This is a genomic window from Nocardia sp. CA-135398, from assembly GCF_050955845.1.
In the GTDB taxonomy this organism is placed as follows: Bacteria; Actinomycetota; Actinomycetes; order Mycobacteriales; family Mycobacteriaceae; genus Nocardia.
Genome location: NZ_CP192084.1, coordinates 6,351,709 through 6,371,007, shown reverse-complemented (window position 1 = coordinate 6,371,007; position 19,299 = coordinate 6,351,709). Strand labels below are relative to the sequence as shown.

Below are 19,299 nucleotides of genomic sequence, written 5' to 3'. Positions count from 1 at the left end.
GAACTTTCGTTAGACATCGTTACCGTTAGGATCAGGCCCCGTGGCTGACACGATGGTGTGGGCGGGGCAGCCGTCCGTCGAGGAATCCGAACTCGGGACGGCACAATCGAAGACGCGGAGGGGTTGGGCCGGGCCGGTCGCGCTGGTCGCGGGCCTGTTGGGCGCATTGTTCGCCGTCGCGGTGCCACTGCTGCCGGTGCGGGTGGACGCGGCGACGCTGACCTGGCCGCAGGCGGGTTCGGCGCACAGTATCGAGGCGCCGCTGATCTCCTATGCGCCACTGACTTTCGACGCCACCCTGCCGTGCACGGCGATCAATCAGCTCAGCGCGAAGGGCGGAACGCTCGCGGCGACCGGGCCCGATGGCGCGCCGGATCTCGAGCGCTACGGCTTCGTCGCCCGTGTACAGGCCGGAGCCGACACTCCGGCGCGGTTGGATGTCGTGCTACGCAATCAGGCATTGCTCAGCGTGCCGGTGGCCGAACTGGTTCCGGGCTGTGAACTCACCGTGCACGCCGATAACACCAGCGCGACCGCCACGCTGGTCGGATTCGAGGCGCCCGGATTCCCGGTGCTGCTCAATGGCGACTACCGGCCGCAGATGGTCGGCATCTTCAGTGATCTGGCCGCGGCCGATGGTGCGCGCGTCACTGCCGAACTCGACACCAGGTTCTCCTCGACGCCCACTCCGGTGAAGCGCGCGGCGATCTGGCTCGCGGTGTTGTGCACGATTGTCGCGCTGGTCGCGCTGTATCGGCTCGACCGGGTGGACGGTCGTCGGGTGCGTCGATTCCTGCCGCAGCGCTGGTGGACGTTCACACCGCTCGATGCGGTGGTGCTCGGCACCATGGTGGTCTGGTACTTCATCGGGTCGACCACCTCCGATGACGGCTATCAGTTCGGTATGGCACGTGCGTCGGGTGTCGCGGGCTATATGGCCAACTACTTCGCCTACTTCGGGGTGCCCGAAAATCCGGTCGGCACACCGTATTACGACCTGATCCGGATCATGACGCAGGTCAGTACCGCCAGTCCCTGGGTGCGGCTGCCCGCGCTGTGCTGCGGCGTGTTGATGTGGCTGCTGCTCAGCCGTGAGGTGGCGCCCCGGCTCGGGGTCGCGGTGCGGCGCAACCGCGTCGCGATGTGGACCGGTGCACTCGGTTTCCTGACCATCTGGCTGGCCTATGACAACGGGCTCCGTCCGGAACCGCCGGTCGGGCTGGGACTGCTGCTCACCTGGTGTCTGGTCGAGCGTGCCATTGCCACCCGGCGGCTGTTGCCAGCCGGATTCGCGATCCTGGTCGCGGCCTTCGCCTGTACGGCCGGGCCGTCGGGTGTGATCTGTATCGCGGCGCTGCTGGCGGGATTGCGGCCGGTCGCGCGAATCATCATGGACCGCACCGGGACTCGGGGTTCGTTGCGTGACAGGGTGGTCGGCTATGCGGTGCTGCTCGGCCCGCTGCTGGCCGCCGGTGTCGTGGCGCTGGCGATCATGTTCGCCGATCAGCCTTTGGCGGCGATGTTCGAGATGAAGCGGATCCACCACATCGTCGGCCCGGATGTCGAGTGGTTCAACGACTATCTGCGCTATCAGTATCTCTTCCAGGGCGAGACGGACGGCTCGGTCGGCCGCCGGATCGGTGTGCTCGCGATGTTGGCGGGGCTCATCGTGTGTGTCATTGTCCTGCTGCGCAAGGGCGGTCGCATTCCGTTGCTGGCGGCGGGGCCGACCCGACGCATTCTCGGTGTCACCGTCGGCGCACTGCTGCTGATCATGGTCACGCCGACCAAGTGGACCCATCACTTCGGTGTATACGCGGGCGTCGCCGGTGCCGTCGCCATGGTCACCGCGATGGCCGTAGCCCCGAGGGTTCTGCGGGCGCCGCGCTATCGCGCGCTGTTCGCCGCGGTGGTCGCGTTCCTGCTCGCACTGGTGTTCTCCGGCCCCAACAAGTGGTGGTACGTCTCGTCGTACGGCATTCCGTGGTGGGATAAGCCGCCGGTGATCGCCGGTGTCGAGCTCAACAAACTATTCCTGCTCGCTGCCGCCGCATTGCTGGCGGTAGCCGCGTGGTGGCATGTGCGGGCACCGGAACCCGGTACTCCGCATCGGGTTTCGCGTCTCGCGTGGCGGGTCTCGGTGCTGCCGCCGCTGACCATCGCGCTGGCACTGCTCGTGGTTTGGGATGTCGGCTCCTTCGCCAAGGCGGCCGTGACCCAGGGCCCGGCGTTCTCGCTGGCGCGCTCGAATATCGAGGCGCTGACCGGGAAGACGGCGGGTCTGGCCGGTCATGTGCTGGTGGAAACCGATCCGAATGCGGGCATGCTGCGGCCGCTCACCGGCGATGCGGTGAGCACGCTAGCGGGCACCGGTACCGGATTCACCGGTTCGGGCGTTGCCGCCGATCTGCGCCCCGACGACGATTCGAGTCCGACCGGCAGCATCGCCGACGCGCTGAGCAGTAAGTCCGCCTCGGAGAACACCGCCGGAACCGCCACCGCCGCACTGCCTTTCGGGCTGAATCCGGCGACCACACCGATGCTCGGCAGCTACGGCTCCGGTGACGCGGGGCCCGCCGACCTGACCACCGGCTGGTACCGGCTCCCGGAACCCGGTGACCGCCATGGCATTATCGCGCTGACCGCGGCGGGCCGGATCCGCTCGGTGGACGCCGACGGTATCGTCACCCCGGGGCAGACCCTCGAAATCGAATACGGCGCAACCGATTCCGCGACCACCGTGCAGCCCATGGGCAAGGTCACCCCGATCGATATCGGACCGGCGCCGTCCTGGCGCAACCTGCGTGTACCGTTCAGCGAAATCCCCACCGGCGCGGATGTTATCCGGATCGTCGCCGTCGACCGCGACCGCAATCCGAAGCAGTGGCTGGCCGTCACCCCACCGCGGGTGCCGCAGACCAGAACGCTGAACGATGTTGTCGGCGCCCAGGTTCCGGTCCTCACCGACTGGATGGTCGGCCTGCAATTCCCCGACCAGCGCCCCTACGACCACCGCGACAATATCGCCGAGGTCCCGGCCTACCGCATTCTCCCGGACCGTCCTGGCGCCGAAATCACCACCCTTTGGCAGAGCCACGACGGCGGCGGCCCGCTCGGCTGGTCCAATATGCTCCTGCGTCCGCGCACTCTGGCCACCTACCTCGACCAGGACTGGCGTCGTGACTGGGGCGAACTCCAACAACTGGTCCGTATCGACCCCAAGGCCGACCCCGCCAAACCGGAAATCACCCAACAGGACCACTCCGGCTTGTGGACCCCCGGCCACATCAACACCGCCTACTGACCGGCGTCGACGAACTGTCGGTGCCCGGCGCGAGGCGGCTAGAGCTTGGTCGCGATGCGGATGGCCAGGGTGACGAGGTCCGCGGCGGTGTAACCCGGGTAGCCGTGCAAGAGTTGACGCCAGTGGTGCGGGATGGCGGTGGCGCCCCAGCGGGCGCCGAGCAGGCCGCCCGCGATGGCGGCGGTGGTGTCGGTGTCGCCGCCCGCGCGGACGCAGAGTTCGAGGGCACGGGGGAGGTGGTCCGGGCCGGAGGCGTCGGCGGTGGTGATGGCCCACCAGGCGGTCTGCAGCGCGTGGATGACCCAGCCGTTGTTCGAAAAGTCTTGCGGGGCACCGGCTTCGGCCTGGTCGAGTAGATGGGTCCAGTAGGCGGCGCTCGGTGCGGCGTCGACGAAGTCGCGGACACCGTCGAAGGTTCCGGTGAGTACGGCGTGCCGGATGGCGTAGGTCCAGATCTTGCAGGCCTCGATGGCCTGCTGGTCGTGATGGGTGAGTGCGCCGATCGCACCGGCCATGCGGACGCATTCGTCGGCATCGCCGAGGTAGGCGAGGGCGACGGGCGCGGTGCGCATCAGCGAACCGTTGCCGCCGGTCTTGCCGTGCAGGGACATTGCCTGCATCTGCATCTCCCTGGCCGAGCGCGGGCGCACCGAGAGCACGGCGCGGGTCTGGATGCCGATATCCGGGGGATCGGAATCGAACCACTGGACGAATCCGGCCGCCACCTCGTCGAGATCGATGCCAGGCCCCTTATCCGCGGCCAGCGCGATGGCAATCGCCATCGATGTGTCGTCGGTCCACTGCCCCGGCGCCCATCGGCACGGCCCGCCGCCGATCATATCGATCGCGACATGCGGTCCCGGCCAGGTGAATTCGTACCCCGCCCCGAGCGCATCGCCCGCCGCGGTGCCGAGCAGCACCCCCGCCGCTCGATCCAGTTGCGCATCGTCCAGCATCAAGAAACCTTCCGCCGCCTGCGGTTTTCGCGGCCAATGTACCCGAGGACGCGGGCGATTCCGTCCTGTCGAAATCGACAAGCGATCGCGCGGAAAACTGTGCCCGCACTACGAACCCATGGCTGGGAAGGGCAGGTCAGCGGCGGTCTGCTGAACTGGCCGGTTCGGGCGGCGCGGTCCTGGTCCGCCACCGACCGCGGATCAGCGCGTCGGCGGTGAATATCGCCAGTGCCGCCCAGATGAGCGCGAAACCGGCCCACCGCGACGCGGGCATCGGCTCATGCGCGACGGCCACGCCCCAGGCCATCTGCAGCGCGGGCGTGAGGTATTGCAGCAGCCCCATGGTCGAGAGCGGAACCCGTTGCGCGGCAACGGCGAACAGCAGCAGCGGCAGCAGGGTGACCGGACCGGTGGAGATCATCAGTCCGGAATGTGCGATGCCACTGGCGAATTCACTGCGCCCGGTCACCGCGAATACGATCACGAAGGCCAGTGCGAATGGTGCGGCGACCAGACCCTCGGCCGCGATTCCGTGCAGCGCGTCCAGCGGAATCACCTTCTTCACCAGCCCGTAGGTGGCGAATGAACAGGCCAGTGCCAGCGCGATGAGCGGTGGCCTGCCGTAGTCGACGGTGAGCACGGCGACCGCGACCGCACCCAGCCCCAGCGCAGCCCACTGCGCCCTGGCCAACCGCTCACGGAAGATCAGCACGCCGAATGCCACGGTCACCAGCGGATTGATGAAATACCCCAGCGCACACTCCACCACATGCCCGGAGGTGACGCCGTAGACATACACGCCCCAGTTGATCGATAGCGCTGCGATGGCCACCGCCGCCATCCGCCAGGTGCGCGGGGCGATTCCGCGCAGCCCGGCGAGCTGCCCGGTGATCGCCAGTACCACCAGCACCAGCACCAACGTCCACAGAATTCGCTGCGCCACCACCTCGGCCGGACTGGCGAAGGCCAGCAACCCGAAGTACGCCGGAAATAGCCCCCAGATCAGAAATGCGCCTGTACCGAACACCACACCCGGGACCGCCCTGCTTCGCTGCACCCTACCGACCGTAGTTCTCGGTAGCCTTGCGGTCATGTCGATTACCGTGCCCCATACGGCCGTCATCGGGCTGACCGCGGCGGAGGTCGAGCAACGTCGCCGCGACGGGCTGACCAATGATGTGCCGGACCGGGCCAGCCGATCCGTACGCGACATCGTCCGTGCCAATGTCTTCACCCGGATCAATGCCATCCTCGGTGTGCTGTTCATTCTGGTGCTGGCGACCGGCTCGATTATCGACGGCATGTTCGGTCTGCTGATCATCGCCAATAGCGCGGTCGGCATCATCCAGGAGGTCCGCGCAAAGCGCACCCTGGACCAATTGGCCATTGTCAGCCAGGCCAAGCCGACTGTGCGCCGCGACGGGCAGGCGCTCGAGGTGGCGCCGAAGGAGGTCGTCCTCGACGATCTGATCGAGCTCGGCCCCGGCGACCAGATCGTCGTCGACGGTACCGTCGAGGCGTCCGCACTGCTCGAGGTCGACGAGTCGCTGCTCACCGGTGAGGCCGATCCGGTGGACAAGCCGATCGGCGCGGCGGTGATGTCGGGCAGCTACGTCGTTTCCGGCTCCGGCGCCTACCGTGCGACGAAAGTCGGTAAAGACGCCTACGCCGCGAAGCTGGCCGAAGAGGCGAGCAAGTTCACGCTGGTCAAGTCCGAATTGCGCAGCGGTATCGACACCATCCTCAAGGTCATCACCTATCTGTTGATTCCGGCGGGTCTGCTGAGCATCTACAACCAGTTGTTCTCCAGTAAGGAGTCCTGGCGGCCCGCGGTCACCGGCATGGTCGCGGCGCTGGTGCCGATGGTGCCCGAGGGCTTGGTGCTGATGACCTCGGTCGCCTTCGCGGTCGGCGTGGTGCGTCTCGGCAGGCGCAAATGTCTGGTGCAGGAATTGCCCGCCATCGAGGGGTTGGCCCGCGTCGATGTGGTGTGCGCGGATAAGACCGGCACGCTCACCGAGAACGGGATGCGCCTGTCGGATATCAAGACGCTCGGCAGGTTCGACGACGCCGAGGTGCGACAGGCCTTGGCCGCCATGGCCGCCGACGATCCGCGCCCGAATGCGAGCGTGCAGGCCATCGGCGAGGAGCTGACCGATAAGCCGAATTGGCGGCACACCGCGGTCGCGCCGTTCTCCTCGGCGAAGAAGTGGAGCGGGTTCTCCTACGGCGAGCACGGCGACTGGCTGCTCGGCGCACCCGATGTGCTGCTGGATCCGAGTTCGGAAGATGCCCGTGTCGCAGAGGAACTCGGCTCATCGGGCCTGCGCATTCTGCTGCTCGCGCGCAGCGACCGTCCGGTCGATGCCGCCGACGCACCGGGCGTCGTCGACCCCGCCGCCCTGGTCGTGCTCGAGCAGAAGGTGCGTCCCGATGCCCGCGAGACCCTCGATTACTTTGCCAGCCAGCAGGTTTCGATCAAGGTGATCTCCGGCGACAACGCCGTCTCGGTCGGCGCGGTGGCATCGTCACTGGATCTGCGCGGCGGAGATCACGCGGTGGACGCCCGCGAATTGCCCGAGGACCGTGCCGCACTCGCCGATGTACTCGAGCGCGAGACCACCTTCGGCCGGGTCCGCCCGGATCAGAAGCGAGCCATGGTGGGCGCCTTGCAATCTCGCGGTCATACCGTCGCGATGACCGGTGATGGCGTGAACGATGTACTGGCACTCAAGGATTCCGATATCGGTGTGGCCATGGGTTCGGGCAGTCCGGCAACGCGCGCGGTCGCCCAGATCGTGTTGTTGGACAACAAATTCGCCACCCTGCCGTACGTGGTCGGCGAGGGCCGCCGGGTGATCGGCAATATCGAGCGGGTCTCGAATCTGTTCCTCACCAAGACCGTGTATTCGGTGCTGCTCGCCTTCCTGATCGGCATCGCCGGTGTGGGCTCGCAGATCTTCGACTACGAACCGATCGGATATCCGTTCCTGCCAAGGCATGTCACGATCGCGGCCTGGTTCACCATCGGCATTCCGGCCTTCATCCTCTCGCTGGCTCCGAACAATGAACGCGCCCGCTCCGGATTCGTCCCGCGCGTCATGCGTTTGGCGATTCCCTCCGGTGTGGTGATCGGCATCGCCACCTTCGTCGCGTATCTGATCGCCTATGCGGGACCGCACGCCACCTTCGAGCAGAAGGAGCAGGCGGGCACCACCGCGCTCATCACCCTGATCATGATCGCGGTGTGGGTGCTGGCCATCGTGGCCCGGCCATACGTGTGGTGGAAGGTGGTGCTCATCGGCGCCTCGATCCTCGCCTATGTGTTGTTGTTCACAATCCCGTTCACCAGGCATTTCTTCAAACTCGACCCCTCGAATATCGAGCTCACCACCGCGGCGTTCATCTGCGGCGCCGTCGGCATCGTGCTCGTCGAGGCCGCCTGGTGGATCGCGGGCGCAGTTCAGGGCGACAAGCACACGCTACTTCCGAGCTCACCGGGCGGGAGTGCCTGAACAACTGGACGCCCGACCCGCCGCGCCGCGAGATACCTTGTGCGAAGCGATCATTCAGGGTTGGAGTACCTTCTCGACTATGGAGGTATTGCTGCACCAGATCGACGCGTTCGCCGACGCACCGTTCTCTGGCAACCCGGCCGCGGTCATGCCGCTGTCGGCATGGTTGCCGGACGAGCTGTTGCAACATCTGGCCGAGGAGAACAATCTCGCCGAGACCGCCTTCTACACCTTGCAATTACCCGTCGAGGCGGGCGGCCCGCCCGGTGAGTGGCCCGCCGTGCACCTGCGTTGGTTCACCCCGACCAGGGAGGTCGACATGTGCGGCCATGCCACCATGGCGACGGCCGCGCAGCTGCTCGAGGACATCCATCCCGGCGAAGATCGGGTGAGCTTCTTCACCCGCAGCGGCTGGCTACACGTCGACCGCACCGATGACGACGAATACGTACTCGACCTACCCGCGCTGGAATCCAAGGAGGTCACGCCCGATCCCGCGCTGGTCGATGCGCTCGGCGTCCGTGCGGTGCGTGCCTACACCGGATTCGACGAGGTGATCGTGGTCGGATCCGAGCGCGAGGTGCGCGAGGCGCGGCCGAATTTCGCGGCGTTCCCGCCGCTGGCCTTCGATGCGGTACTCACCGCGCCCGGCGATACCGTGGACTTCGTCTCCCGGGTCTTCGGTCCGGATCTCGGCGTGGTCGAGGATCCGGTCACCGGATCGGCGCACGCACAGCTGGTTCCGCTGTGGAGCCGCGAATTCGGCCGGACCGAATTCAGCGCCCGTCAGTTATCGAGCCGCGGCGGCAACTTGCACTGTGAACTCGCGGGCGACCGGGTATTGCTCACCGGCCGCTGTCGCCGATACCTGGATGGTGTTGTGACACTGCCGGATTGACCCCGCGGCTACTGATCCGGGACGGGGCCGTCATCGGTACCTGGCAGCGCGATGTCCTCGTACTCCGGCAGTAGTGGAACGATGGCGAAACTGGTGGCGACCGCGTCGGCGGGCAGGGCCTGTACGGCGCGGATGTCGTTCTGGGTCGCGAGATTCCGGAGCTGGGGCAGCGATCCGCGGACCACGAGACCGACGGTGCATGCGCACCCGGCGCGCAGCCGACCCGCCGTCACCGCATTGATGCGATCGGTGCGTTCGCCGGCCGCGCGCTGTGCCAGCAGTTGCCAGGCGGCATTATCGGCGGACGCCACGGCTACCGCATTTCCGGCCGGCAGTTGCACCGTGACGATCGGGGTGTTCACCCGTGGGATCCACACATGGTGGCTGGCCCCGGCAATGCGCAGGCCGCCACTGTGTGCCGGAATCTGGTCTGGGGTAAGGGATTCGGTGAACGAGACCAACGCCCAGTGCTCCTCGGTATCCGAACCCGACAGCGAATCCCGTGCCCGCGCGAGATAGTTCGCGACGTGCTCACCTCGTTCCGGTCCGAGCCGATCGGTCGAAATGCCGGACGGCCGTGGGGGATTGAGTACACCGAGCACCACGATCAGCACTACGAAACCGACGGCTCCGACGGCAATGGCAATGCGGCGCAAGGTTTCAGGCATTGCGCAACACGTCGAGGGCGTTCTTCAGATCGTCCGGATACTCGCTGGTGATCTCCAGATAGCGGCCGTCGGCCGGGTGGTTGAACCCCAGCGAACGCGCATGCAGCCACTGCCGTTCCAGCCCGAGCCGCTCCGCCAGCCGCGGATCCGCACCATAGGTGAGATCACCACAGCAGGGGTGGCGGATCGCGGAGAAATGCACCCGGATCTGGTGGGTGCGCCCGGTTTCCAGATGAATATCGAGCAGGCTGGCCGCCTGGAACGCCTCGACGGTGTCGTAGTGGGTAATGCTCGGTCGTCCGTCCGCGGTGACCGCGAACTTCCAGGCATCGCCGCGAGCCCGGCCGATCGGCGCATCGATGGTGCCGCTGCTCGGATCCGGATGTCCCTGTACCAGCGCGTGATAGCGCTTATCGACGGTGCGCTGTTTGAATGCCCGCTTGAGCACGGTGTACGCGTGTTCGGACTGCGCGACGACCATCACTCCGGAGGTACCGACATCGAGCCGGTGCACAATGCCCTGCCGCTCGTGCGCGCCCGAGGTCGAGATGCGATAACCCGCCGCGGCGAGTCCGCCGACCACCGTGGGCCCGGTCCAGCCGACGCCGGTGTGCGCCGCGACGCCGACCGGCTTGTCGACCGCGACGATGTCATCGTCGGCGTAGAGGATCTTCATGCCCTCGACCGGTTCGGGCTCGATGGTGAGTTCCCGTTTCGGTTCCGGGAACTCGACCTCGAGCCAGGCTCCGGCGACCAGCCGATCCGATTTGCCCGCGGCGACGCCGTCGAGTTGCACCGAACCCTCCTCGGCCAGCGCCGCGACGGCGGTGCGGGACAGTCCGAGCAGTCGGGACAGCCCGGCGTCGACGCGCATGCCGTCGAGTCCGTCGGGTACCGGCATGGTCCGAGTTTCGCTCATGCCTCCACCTCGCTGGCGCTCGGCTCCGGCATGCGCGAAGCACGCTGTGACATGGTTCGCTCGGTGCGCTCGCTCACGCCGCATTCCCCTTGCTGCTGGCCGCACCGTTGGCGCCGTTGCCGGAAGGCTCGTCCGGCTCCGCGGAGTTGTCGGTGACGGTTTCTTCGGTGTGACCGTGTCCGGCGCGTGTGCCATCGGGTTCGAAGCCGAAGATCGTCAGCACCACCAGCAGGATCGCACCGCATACGATCGAGGAATCGGCGAGATTGAATACCGGCCACCAGCCCACGGCGATGAAGTCCACCACATGTCCCTGCAGCGGTCCTGGCGCACGGAACAATCGGTCGACCAGATTGCCGAGCGCGCCACCGAGCACCATGCCGAGCCCGATCGCCCACCACAGCGAGCGCAGCGTGCGCCCGATCCGGATGACCCCGATGACCACGGCCGCGGCGACCAGGGTCAGCAGCCAAGTCATGCCGGTGGCCATCGAGAACGCCGCGCCCGGGTTGCGTACCAGCGACAATCGTGCGAAGTCGCCGATGATCGGCACCGGATCGCCCGGGGTCAGCTCGGCCACGACAATGGTCTTGGTGAGCAGGTCCAGGCCGAGCAATACCGCCGCGATGATCAGCAGCGTGCGTAGCCGCAGCGGTGCGGCGGGCTTGCCGGGATCGGCGGTCGGGGTCGGAATCTCTGTGTCGTCGCCGGGGCGTACCGCGTTATCGGCGGGGTTGTCCTCGGGCGGCCGGTCGTCACTCACGCCGACCATCATCTCTCGAGTAACGATTTGCCCTACGCACGCGGTCACCTGCATGTCCCAGCTGACACTCAGGAAGCGGTCGTACTCTGATGCTCGTGACGGTGTTGTCTTCCTCCCACGTACCCCGAATCGCGCGCTCGGGTGTGCTGCTGATGGTGCTCGCGGTCGGATTGTCCGCGTTCGGTGTCGGCTGTAGTGACGGTGCCGAGTCGCGCGTCGAGTCCGATAGCACCGAGCCGGTCGGCATCGGCAAGGAAGTGACCGTGCCGATTTCGGCCGCGGTCGCCACCGTCGTCTCCGCGGGTGCGGAGCCGCGGTCGCTGCTGCGTCCCGACTATCCCGCGGGCACGGTACAGCAGGTGACGCTGCGCACCGACCACCACATCGAGCAGCAGATCAATGATCAGCCGCCGAGTGATTTCTCCTCACCCGCGCTGACGATTCCGATGACGGCGCAGACCGATGGTGACGGTGTCGAGCTGACGCTCGGCACCATTTCCTCCCCGGATCCGTCGCTGGCCAAGGCGCTCACCGCCGCCGATGGTTCGCACGCCGGATTCGATATGAGCGAACTCGGCGCGATCACCGCGCTGCGGCTGGCACCGGCGCCGGATACCTCCAATACCGCCCGCGCCGCCTTGGAGCAGGCCTTCTATCAGGCGGTCTACCGTTCGATCACCTTTCCGGACCAACCAGTCGGTGAGGGTGCGGTGTGGACGGTGCGTCAGGAGGTCGACGGCGGTGTCGCACTCGAGCAGGTGACCACCGCGACGCTGACCAAGCGCGAGGACGACCGGCTGACCATCGAACTCGATGTGACCCAGGTACCGAAGTCGCCGGTGTGGTCGCTGCCGAACAACGCGGGCACCCTCGACATCAAGGATTACGTCATGCAGGGCTCGGGCACGATCACCGTCGATCTGGGTCTGCCACTGCCGGTGGCGGGCTCGATCACCGTCGGCGGACATCAGGCCTACCGCGATCCGCGCAGCGCCAGCATGCTGCAGCAGACGATCAATACGCAGGTCACCTGGAACGAATGAGTCCGTAGCTGTTTGCGCCGATCAGACATGTCGTGCGCGGGTGAGGAATAGGCTCGCACCTGTCCGACAAAACGCCTCGATCGGAGGTAACTCATGTCCGATGTGAAACCGATCCCCGAGGGTTATCCGGTGGTCTCGCCGGGATTGGCGATCGATGGGGCCGCTGCCGCCATCGACTTCTACAAGAATATTTTCGGCGCATCGGAGCGGATGCGCATGCCTGGACCGGACGGCAAGATCGCGCACTGCGAACTCACTTTCGGCAATTCGCTCATCATGGTCGGCGATCCGGCCCCGGATATGGATTTCCTCGACCCGAAGACGGTCGGCGGCACTCCGGTCAATCTCTATGTCTATGTCGAGGACGCCGATGCCGCGTTCAACGCCGCCCTCGCCGCCGGCGCCAAGGAACTCACCCCCATGACCACCCAGTTCTACGGCGATCGCAGTGGTGCGTTCGAGGATCCGTGGGGTCACCGGTGGACTGTCGCCACGCACGTCGAGGATGTGCCGCCGGACGAGATGGACCGGCGGATGGCCGAACTGTTCGGCGGGTCGTGAGCGTTCCTGCGATCCGCCGCGCGGTCGGTATGCCGCGCGGCGGGTAGCGTGCTGGTTATCCCGCGACGATCGAGTCACCCTCGACGTGAACGGATTTCGGAGCGAGCGGCTGGGTGGCCGGGCCGTTGACGACCGACCCGTCGAGACCGAATTTGCTGCCGTGGCAGGCGCAGTTGATGGTGCCGCCGGATACCGTCGCGACCTTGCAACCGGCATGTGTGCAGGTCGAGGACAGGCCGACGAAGGATCCGGCGTTCGGCTGGGTTATCACCACATCGCCCTTGATCACACCGCCGCCGACCGGCACCTCGGCGGTCGAGGCAATGGCATTCGGCTGTCCGGCGGCCACATTCGGACCGGTCGATCCGGCGGCCTTGGGCGGTTCGGCCGCCGGGGGGTCGGTCTTGCCGTAAGTGGTGCACGCGGTCAGCGCGGCAACGGCCGCCGCCGCACCGGCGCCCGCGATTACCACCCGGCGGCGGTCGAGGACGAGATCATCGTTGGTCATAACGCACTCCGATCAGAAGGTGATGCCGTTGACGATCGCCGTCGCATTCGGCGCGGCCGCCAGCACCGCTGTTCGATCTGTCCACGTGGCAGACCAGGTGAGCGGTTCAACGCCGACATCCGCAGCAGCGGTAAGCGGCGTGTCTCGTGGCGTGTCGGTTCCTGACGTGAAGCGGCGGACCCGGTCCCCCTCATCGTTGTGGTGGCCGGGTCCGCCGCTGGGGGCGGCGCCTATCCGCGGGCGATGGCCTCGAAGACCAACGGATCGACGAGGGTCGACGTATCGCCGAGTTCTCGACCCTCTGCGACATCGCGGAGTAGGCGGCGCATGATCTTGCCGCTGCGGGTTTTCGGGAGTTCCGGGACGATATGGATCTCCCTCGGTCGGGCAATGGGGCTGATCTCCTGGGAGACAGCGGCTTTCAGCGCACCGATCAGCTCGTCGCCGGAATTGTGCGCGCCCGCGGTGAGGATGACGAAGGCGACGATGGCCTGTCCGGTGGTCGCATCGTTCGCGCCGACCACCGCCGCCTCCGCGACCGCGGCATGTCCGACGAGTGCGGATTCGACCTCGGCGGTGGAGATCCGGTGGCCGGAGACATTCATGACATCGTCGACCCGGCCGAGCACCCAGAGGTCGCCGTCGTCGTCGAGCTTGGCGCCGTCACCGGCGAAATACCAACCGCGGTCGGCGAATCGGTCCCAGTACGTCTCGCGGAATCGGTCCATATCACCCCAGATACCGCGCAGCATCGAGGGCCACGGCTCATCCAGCACCAGCAATCCGGAGCGCCCGCGGGGGAGTTCGGTGCCGTCGTCGTCGACGATCTTGGCGGAGATGCCGGGCAGCGCGGTCATGGCCGCACCCGGTTTGGCTGCCGTCACACCGGGCAGCGGTGCGATCATGATGGCACCGGTCTCGGTCTGCCACCAGGTGTCCACGATCGGAGTCCGATTGCCGCCCAATACCTCTCGGTACCAGCGCCAGGCTTCCGGATTGATCGGCTCGCCGACGCTGCCGAGCAATCGCAGCGAGGTCAGGTCGTGCCGGTCCGGAATCTCGCGACCCCACTTCATGAAGGTCCGCACCAGGGTGGGGGCGGTGTAATAGATGGTGACGCCGTACTTTTCGATGATGTCGAAATGCCGGTGCTCATCGGGAGAGTTGGGGGTGCCCTCGTAGACGACCTGGGTCGCGCGGTTGGCGAGCGGACCGTAGACGATATAGCTGTGTCCGGTGACCCAGCCGATATCGGCGGTGCACCAGTAGACGTCCTGTCCCGCTCGGTGATCGAAGACGTTGTGGTGGGTGTAGGCGGCCTGAGTCAGATAGCCGCCGGTGGTGTGCAGGATGCCCTTCGGCTTTCCGGTGGTGCCGGAGGTGTAGAGGATGAACAGCGGATGCTCGGCGTCGAAGGCCTGCGCCTCGTGATCGGGGGAAGCGCCGGTGACGGTGTCGTGCCACCACAGATCGCGGCCCTCGGTCCACGGCACCTCGATATCGGTGCGGCGCACCACGAGTACGTGCTCAACGGTGTGCGCGCCATCGGCCAGTGCCTCGTCGACGGCGGCCTTCAGCGGTGCGGCGGTACCGCGCCGCCACTGCCCGTCAGTGGTGATCACCAATCGGGCCCCGGCATCGTCGACTCGCTGGCGCAGCGCGGTCGGCGAGAATCCGGCGAATACCACCGAATGGGTGAGCCCGAGCCGGGCGCAGGCCAGCATGGCGACGATCGCCTCCGGCACCATCGGCATATAGATGGCGACCCGATCGCCGGTCCGCAGCCCGAGCTCGGTGAAATAGTTTGCCGCCCTTGATACTTCGGCGAGCAACTCGGCGTAGGTGATATCGCGAGAGTCGCCCGGCTCGCCCTCCCAGTGGATGGCCACCTGCTCGCCGTATCCGTCGAGTACGTGCCGGTCCACGCAGTTGTAGGCGACATTGAGTCTGCCGTCGACGAACCATTTCGCGACGGGCGCGTCGCTCCAGTCGAGGACCTGCGTCCACGGTTGATGCCAGTGCAACCGCCGAGCCTGTTCGGCCCAGAACTCCAGTCGGTCGGCGGCGGCGCGGTCGTACAGTGCCGCATCGGCATTGGCGCTCGCGGCGAATGCCGCATCCGGCGGGTATCTGGTCGGGTCGGTGGTCACACTGGTCAACGTCGATCTTTCCTCTCGAAACAATAAGGGCAGCAGTCGGATTCGGTCAGTGCGCGACTGCCTTTTCCGCGCCGACACCGGTGAGCGAGCGAACCTCCATCTCGGCCTGCTTCGCCGGATCCTCCGACCTACGCCCGCCGAGGAAGGTGCCGACCACGCCGAGTACGAAAGCCAGTGGGATGGAGACGATTCCGGGATTCGACAGCGGGAACCAATCGAAATCAGAACCCGGAATCATCGAGGTCTTCGTCCCGGATACCGCGGGGGAGAACACGATCAGCACAATGGTCGAGATCAGGCCGCCGTACATGCTGCACAGGGCACCGGTGGTGTTGAACCGCTTCCAGAACAGCGAGTACACGATGGTCGGCAGATTCGCCGCCGCGGCGACCGCGAAGGCCAGCGCCACCAGGAAGGCGATGTTCTGACCGTTGGCCAGGATGCCGAGGCCGATGGCCAGCGCACCGATCACCACCGCGGTGATCCGGGAAACCCTGACCTGCTTGTTCTCGTCGACCTGCCCCTTCTTGATCACGCTCGCGTAGATATCGTGCGCGAACGATGCCGACGCGGTGATGGTCAGGCCCGCGACGACCGCGAGGATGGTGGCGAAGGCGACGGCGGAAATAACGCCGAGCAGGATTACCCCGCCGAGCTCGAAGGCCAGCAGCGGCGCCGCCGAATTCTGCCCGCCCGCCGCGGCGAGAATGCGATCCGGTCCGACAATGGCGGCCGCACCGTACCCGAGTACCAGGGTGAACAGGTAGAACGCGCCGATCAGGCCGATCGCCCAAACCACCGAGCGCCGTGCCTCTTTCGCGGTCGGGACGGTGTAGAAGCGCATCAGCACATGCGGCAGACCGGCGGTGCCGAGCACCAGCGCCAGGCCGAGCGAGACGAAGTTCAGCTTGGATGTCGCGCTGCCGCCGTACTGTGCGCCGGGGGCGAGCACGTCACGGGCGGCCACGCCCTTGGCCTTCGAGCCGTGCACCGCATCCTGTGCCGAGCCGAGGATGTCGGAGAAGTTGAAGCCGAACTTGGCGAACACCATTACCGTCATCAGCGCAGCGCCGGTAATGAGCAGCACCGCCTTGATGATCTGCACCCATGTGGTGCCCTTCATGCCGCCGACCAGCACGTACACGATCATCAGCACGCCGACCACGGCAATGACGATGCTCTGCCCGGTCTTATCCGAGATGTCGAGCAGCAGCGCGACCAGACCGCCCGCGCCCGCCATCTGCGCAAGCAGATAGAACAGCGAGACCGCGAGCGTGGTCAGTGCGGCGGCGGTGCGGACCGGACCTTCTTTCAACCGGAAGCTCAGCACATCCGCCATGGTGAATTTGCCGGTGTTCCTGAGCATTTCGGCGACCAGCAGCAACGCGACCAGCCAGGCCACCAGAAACCCGATCGAGTACAGGAACCCGTCGTAGCCGTATACCGCGATGGCGCCCGCGATGCCGAGAAAGCTTGCGGCGGAAAGGTAATCGCCCGCGATGGCGATGCCGTTCTGCGGGCCGGAGAAGCCGCGGCCGCCGGTGAAGTAGTCGGCGGCGGTGCGGTTATTGCGGCTGGCCCGGATCACCACGACCATCGTGATCGCCACGAACAGGCCGAAAATGGCGATATTCGCGGCGGGATTGCCGACCGTCTCCCCGGCCGACAGGTATTGGGTCCTCACGCCTGGTCTCCCTCGAGGTAGTTGCGGATCGACGCGGCGCGCGGATCGAGTTCCTTATTGGCGAAACGGACATACAGCCAGGTGATCACGAATGTCGAGACGAATTGCCCTAGGCCGAGCAGTAGGCCGAGATTGATATTGCCGATGACCTGGGTGGCCATGAAGCCGTGCGCGTAGGCGCCGAGCAGCACATAGCTCAGGTACCAGACCAGGAACAGCGCGGTCATCGGAAAGATGAAGCGGCGCAACCGGCTTCGCAATTCCTGGAACTGGGGACTCGACTGGACGGCGGCGAAATCCTGCGCCGTCGGCGTGCGCCGCGGTGGCGTGCCGTCTTTGTCGAGGTCGATACTGGTCATCGCAGGGTCCTAGCGTGTGACGTGACTTACTGTCCGCCGACCATAAGGGGACGCCCATGAAGGATTCATGATGTGGCGTGGATCACTCTGTGAAGGCGCCGGTTTGTGCGGTGAACGGTCGGCTGGCCGCGACGAACGGTCAGCGGCTCAGCCCGATGGCGCGCTCCCGGTCCGCGCCCAAACCGAGCCGCTCGGGCGCGTGCATCCGGACGAAGACGCGCCCCACCGTGCGCGCACTCTGACCCCGCGTCAGCACGCTGACCAGGATCATCGCCGCGAATGCCAGCGGTACGCTGAGTGCGGCCGGATAGCCGATAACGGCCGCGGGCCAGCCGTTCGCCAGCTCGTCGGAGATGCCGCCGGTCACCGAAACCGCCGTCGCGCCGCCCGCCGCCAGACCGCCCGTGATCAGTCCGGTAGCGGCGCCCTTGGCGGTCAGACCACGCCACCAGATGCCGAGCACCAGCAGTGGACACAGTGTCGAGGCCGCGACCGAAAAGGCAAGGGCGACAGTGCGGGACAGATCGAGCGAGACCACCATGACCGAAACGGCAAGGGGCACAGCACCGGCGAATACCGCGGCGGCCCGGAAGTCACGAATCCGTCCGCGCAGCATATCCGTACTGAGCACACCCGCGATGCTGACCAGCAGCCCGGACGAGGTGGAAAGGAACGCCGCGATCGCACCCGCCGCGGCCAGTGCCGCGAGGAGTTGTCCAGGCAGGCCAGCCAGCACCGACCCGGGCAGCAGCACCACGGCGGCATCGGAGGTACCGGTGATCAGCAACTGCGGCACGTACAGCCGCGCGAAAACCCCCAGCAGAATGGGGAAGAGGTAGAACACCCCGACCAGACCGATCACCGCTAGCGCGGTCGTACGCGCCGCGCGTCCATCGGGATTCGTATAGAACCGCACCAGCACGTGCGGAAGTCCCATCGTACCCAGGAAAGTGGCGATGATCAGCGAATACACCTGGTAGGTGGGATGGGTGCCGCCGAATCCGCCGCCGGGTGCCAGCCAGGCCGCACCGTCGGTCGGCGCTCCGGCCACCACCGGCACGGCCGAGCCCGCCTCCAGGGTCAGCTCGGTGCCCGCCGCCAGTTCGTGTGCGCCGGGTGTGAGCAGGACCGGACCGTCTACCGCGCGATCGTCGAGCGTGCCGGTGATCGAAACCTGTTGCGGCGCTCCGATCCGCACCAGCACGCCGGTGCTGACATCAACTGTGGTGCGCTCGGTGACCACCGGGGGAGCGGGTGTGCCGAGTTCCCGATCCTCGGCCAGGAAATGTCCGAGCAGCACCAGTGCCGGAATCGCCACCGCGGTCAGCTTCAGCCAGTACTGGAAGGCCTGCACCAGCGTGATCGACCGCATACCGCCACCGGCCACATTCGCGATGATGATCGCGCCCACCGCCACCGCGCCGACCCATTTCGGCACATTCAGCAGGATATGCAGCGTGAGCCCCGCGCCCTGGAACTGCGGAATGAGATACACCCCGCAGACCAGCACCACCACGACCGCGGCCAACCTGCGCAGCCGCAGCGAGCCGAGCCGGAACTCGGCGAAATCGGGCACCGTATACGCGCCCGACCGCCGCAGCGGCGCGGCAACGAACAGCAGTAGTCCGAGATATCCCGCGGTGAACCCGACCGGATACCAGAGCGCGTCCGCGCCGTATTTGGCGATCAGTCCCGCGACACCGAGAAATGAGGCGGCCGAGAGGTATTCGCCGGAGATCGCCGCCGCATTCCAGCGCGGCCCGACGCTGCGTGAGGCGACCAGGAAGTCGGAGGTGGTGCGCGCCAACCGAACACCGTAGACGCCGATCGCGATCGTGGCGAGGGCGGCGAACAGCAATGCGAAAACCGTGAGCGCGGGGGCCGTCGCCGTGTTCATGGCGCGCCTCGATCCGTTCCGGCGTCCGGTCGGCACGGTCGGTGCACAGCATCGGGTTGTGCCGC

Annotated in this window: 15 protein-coding genes; 5 read left to right on the top strand and 10 right to left on the bottom strand. The window is 66.6% G+C overall.

Going from position 1 to position 19,299, the window contains the following annotated elements:
* Positions 1 to 52 precede the first annotated feature (52 nt).
* Positions 53 to 3,304: an arabinosyltransferase domain-containing protein gene (locus tag ACQP1T_RS28180; RefSeq protein ID WP_433762395.1), complete on the top strand. Its 3,252-nt coding sequence runs from the start codon at positions 53 to 55 to the stop codon at positions 3,302 to 3,304.
* A 38-nt stretch (positions 3,305 to 3,342) separates the two neighbouring features.
* Here ACQP1T_RS28180 and ACQP1T_RS28175 read toward each other — a convergent pair whose 3' ends face one another.
* Together ACQP1T_RS28175 and rarD are read right to left on the bottom strand one after the other, a co-directional pair.
* On the bottom strand, positions 3,343 to 4,260 hold the full coding sequence (locus tag ACQP1T_RS28175) for an ADP-ribosylglycohydrolase family protein (protein ID WP_433756066.1): 918 nt from the start codon (positions 4,258 to 4,260) through the stop codon (positions 3,343 to 3,345).
* A gap of 136 nt (positions 4,261 to 4,396) precedes the next feature.
* On the bottom strand, positions 4,397 to 5,353 hold the full coding sequence (rarD, locus tag ACQP1T_RS28170; protein ID WP_433756065.1) for an EamA family transporter RarD: 957 nt from the start codon (positions 5,351 to 5,353) through the stop codon (positions 4,397 to 4,399).
* On the opposite strand from rarD, the gene ACQP1T_RS28165 reads away from it, so the two are divergent.
* Positions 5,352 to 7,775, top strand: coding sequence for an HAD-IC family P-type ATPase (locus ACQP1T_RS28165; protein ID WP_433756064.1), 2,424 nt, complete (start codon positions 5,352 to 5,354; stop codon positions 7,773 to 7,775). The genes rarD and ACQP1T_RS28165 overlap by 2 nt on opposite strands.
* A gap of 79 nt (positions 7,776 to 7,854) precedes the next feature.
* Positions 7,855 to 8,673: a PhzF family phenazine biosynthesis protein gene (locus ACQP1T_RS28160; RefSeq protein ID WP_433756063.1), complete on the top strand. Its 819-nt coding sequence runs from the start codon at positions 7,855 to 7,857 to the stop codon at positions 8,671 to 8,673.
* Between the two features lie 8 nt (positions 8,674 to 8,681).
* Here the strand turns inward: ACQP1T_RS28160 and ACQP1T_RS28155 are convergent, their stop codons facing one another.
* The 3 genes from ACQP1T_RS28155 to lspA form a co-directional block, all read right to left on the bottom strand.
* Positions 8,682 to 9,341 carry a hypothetical protein gene (locus ACQP1T_RS28155; protein WP_433756062.1) on the bottom strand — a complete coding sequence of 220 codons (660 nt, stop codon included), beginning with the start codon at positions 9,339 to 9,341 and terminating at the stop codon, positions 8,682 to 8,684.
* A complete protein-coding gene (locus ACQP1T_RS28150) occupies positions 9,334 to 10,260 on the bottom strand; it encodes an RluA family pseudouridine synthase (RefSeq protein ID WP_433756061.1) in 927 nt (308 codons plus the stop codon). Before ACQP1T_RS28150 ends, ACQP1T_RS28155 begins: the two co-directional genes overlap by 8 nt.
* Positions 10,261 to 10,333: 73 nt before the next feature.
* Entirely contained in the window at positions 10,334 to 11,035 is a 702-nt protein-coding gene (gene lspA, locus ACQP1T_RS28145) for a signal peptidase II (protein ID WP_433756060.1), read from the bottom strand.
* A gap of 77 nt (positions 11,036 to 11,112) precedes the next feature.
* Between lspA and ACQP1T_RS28140 the strand changes: the two genes are divergently transcribed.
* Together ACQP1T_RS28140 and ACQP1T_RS28135 are read left to right on the top strand one after the other, a co-directional pair.
* Positions 11,113 to 12,066 carry a hypothetical protein gene (locus ACQP1T_RS28140; RefSeq protein WP_433756059.1) on the top strand — a complete coding sequence of 318 codons (954 nt, stop codon included), beginning with the start codon at positions 11,113 to 11,115 and terminating at the stop codon, positions 12,064 to 12,066.
* A 93-nt stretch (positions 12,067 to 12,159) separates the two neighbouring features.
* Complete coding sequence (locus tag ACQP1T_RS28135; protein WP_433756058.1) at positions 12,160 to 12,627, top strand: VOC family protein; 468 nt, start codon at positions 12,160 to 12,162, stop codon at positions 12,625 to 12,627.
* A 55-nt stretch (positions 12,628 to 12,682) separates the two neighbouring features.
* Here the strand turns inward: ACQP1T_RS28135 and ACQP1T_RS28130 are convergent, their stop codons facing one another.
* The 5 genes from ACQP1T_RS28130 to ACQP1T_RS28110 all read right to left on the bottom strand — a co-directional run bounded on the left by ACQP1T_RS28130 (position 12,683) and on the right by ACQP1T_RS28110 (position 19,234).
* The gene (locus tag ACQP1T_RS28130; protein ID WP_433756057.1) at positions 12,683 to 13,135 is read right to left on the bottom strand and encodes a Rieske (2Fe-2S) protein; all 453 of its coding nucleotides are present in this window, start codon (positions 13,133 to 13,135) and stop codon (positions 12,683 to 12,685) included.
* A 230-nt stretch (positions 13,136 to 13,365) separates the two neighbouring features.
* Positions 13,366 to 15,294, bottom strand: a complete 1,929-nt coding sequence (gene acs / locus ACQP1T_RS28125; RefSeq protein ID WP_433756056.1) for an acetate--CoA ligase — start codon at positions 15,292 to 15,294, stop codon at positions 13,366 to 13,368.
* A gap of 46 nt (positions 15,295 to 15,340) precedes the next feature.
* On the bottom strand, positions 15,341 to 16,978 hold the full coding sequence (locus tag ACQP1T_RS28120) for a solute symporter family protein (RefSeq protein ID WP_433756055.1): 1,638 nt from the start codon (positions 16,976 to 16,978) through the stop codon (positions 15,341 to 15,343).
* Complete coding sequence (locus ACQP1T_RS28115; RefSeq protein WP_433756054.1) at positions 16,975 to 17,337, bottom strand: DUF485 domain-containing protein; 363 nt, start codon at positions 17,335 to 17,337, stop codon at positions 16,975 to 16,977. Before ACQP1T_RS28115 ends, ACQP1T_RS28120 begins: the two co-directional genes overlap by 4 nt.
* Before the next feature lie 139 nt (positions 17,338 to 17,476).
* A complete protein-coding gene (locus ACQP1T_RS28110; protein ID WP_433756053.1) occupies positions 17,477 to 19,234 on the bottom strand; it encodes a cation acetate symporter in 1,758 nt (585 codons plus the stop codon).
* Positions 19,235 to 19,299 lie beyond the last annotated feature (65 nt).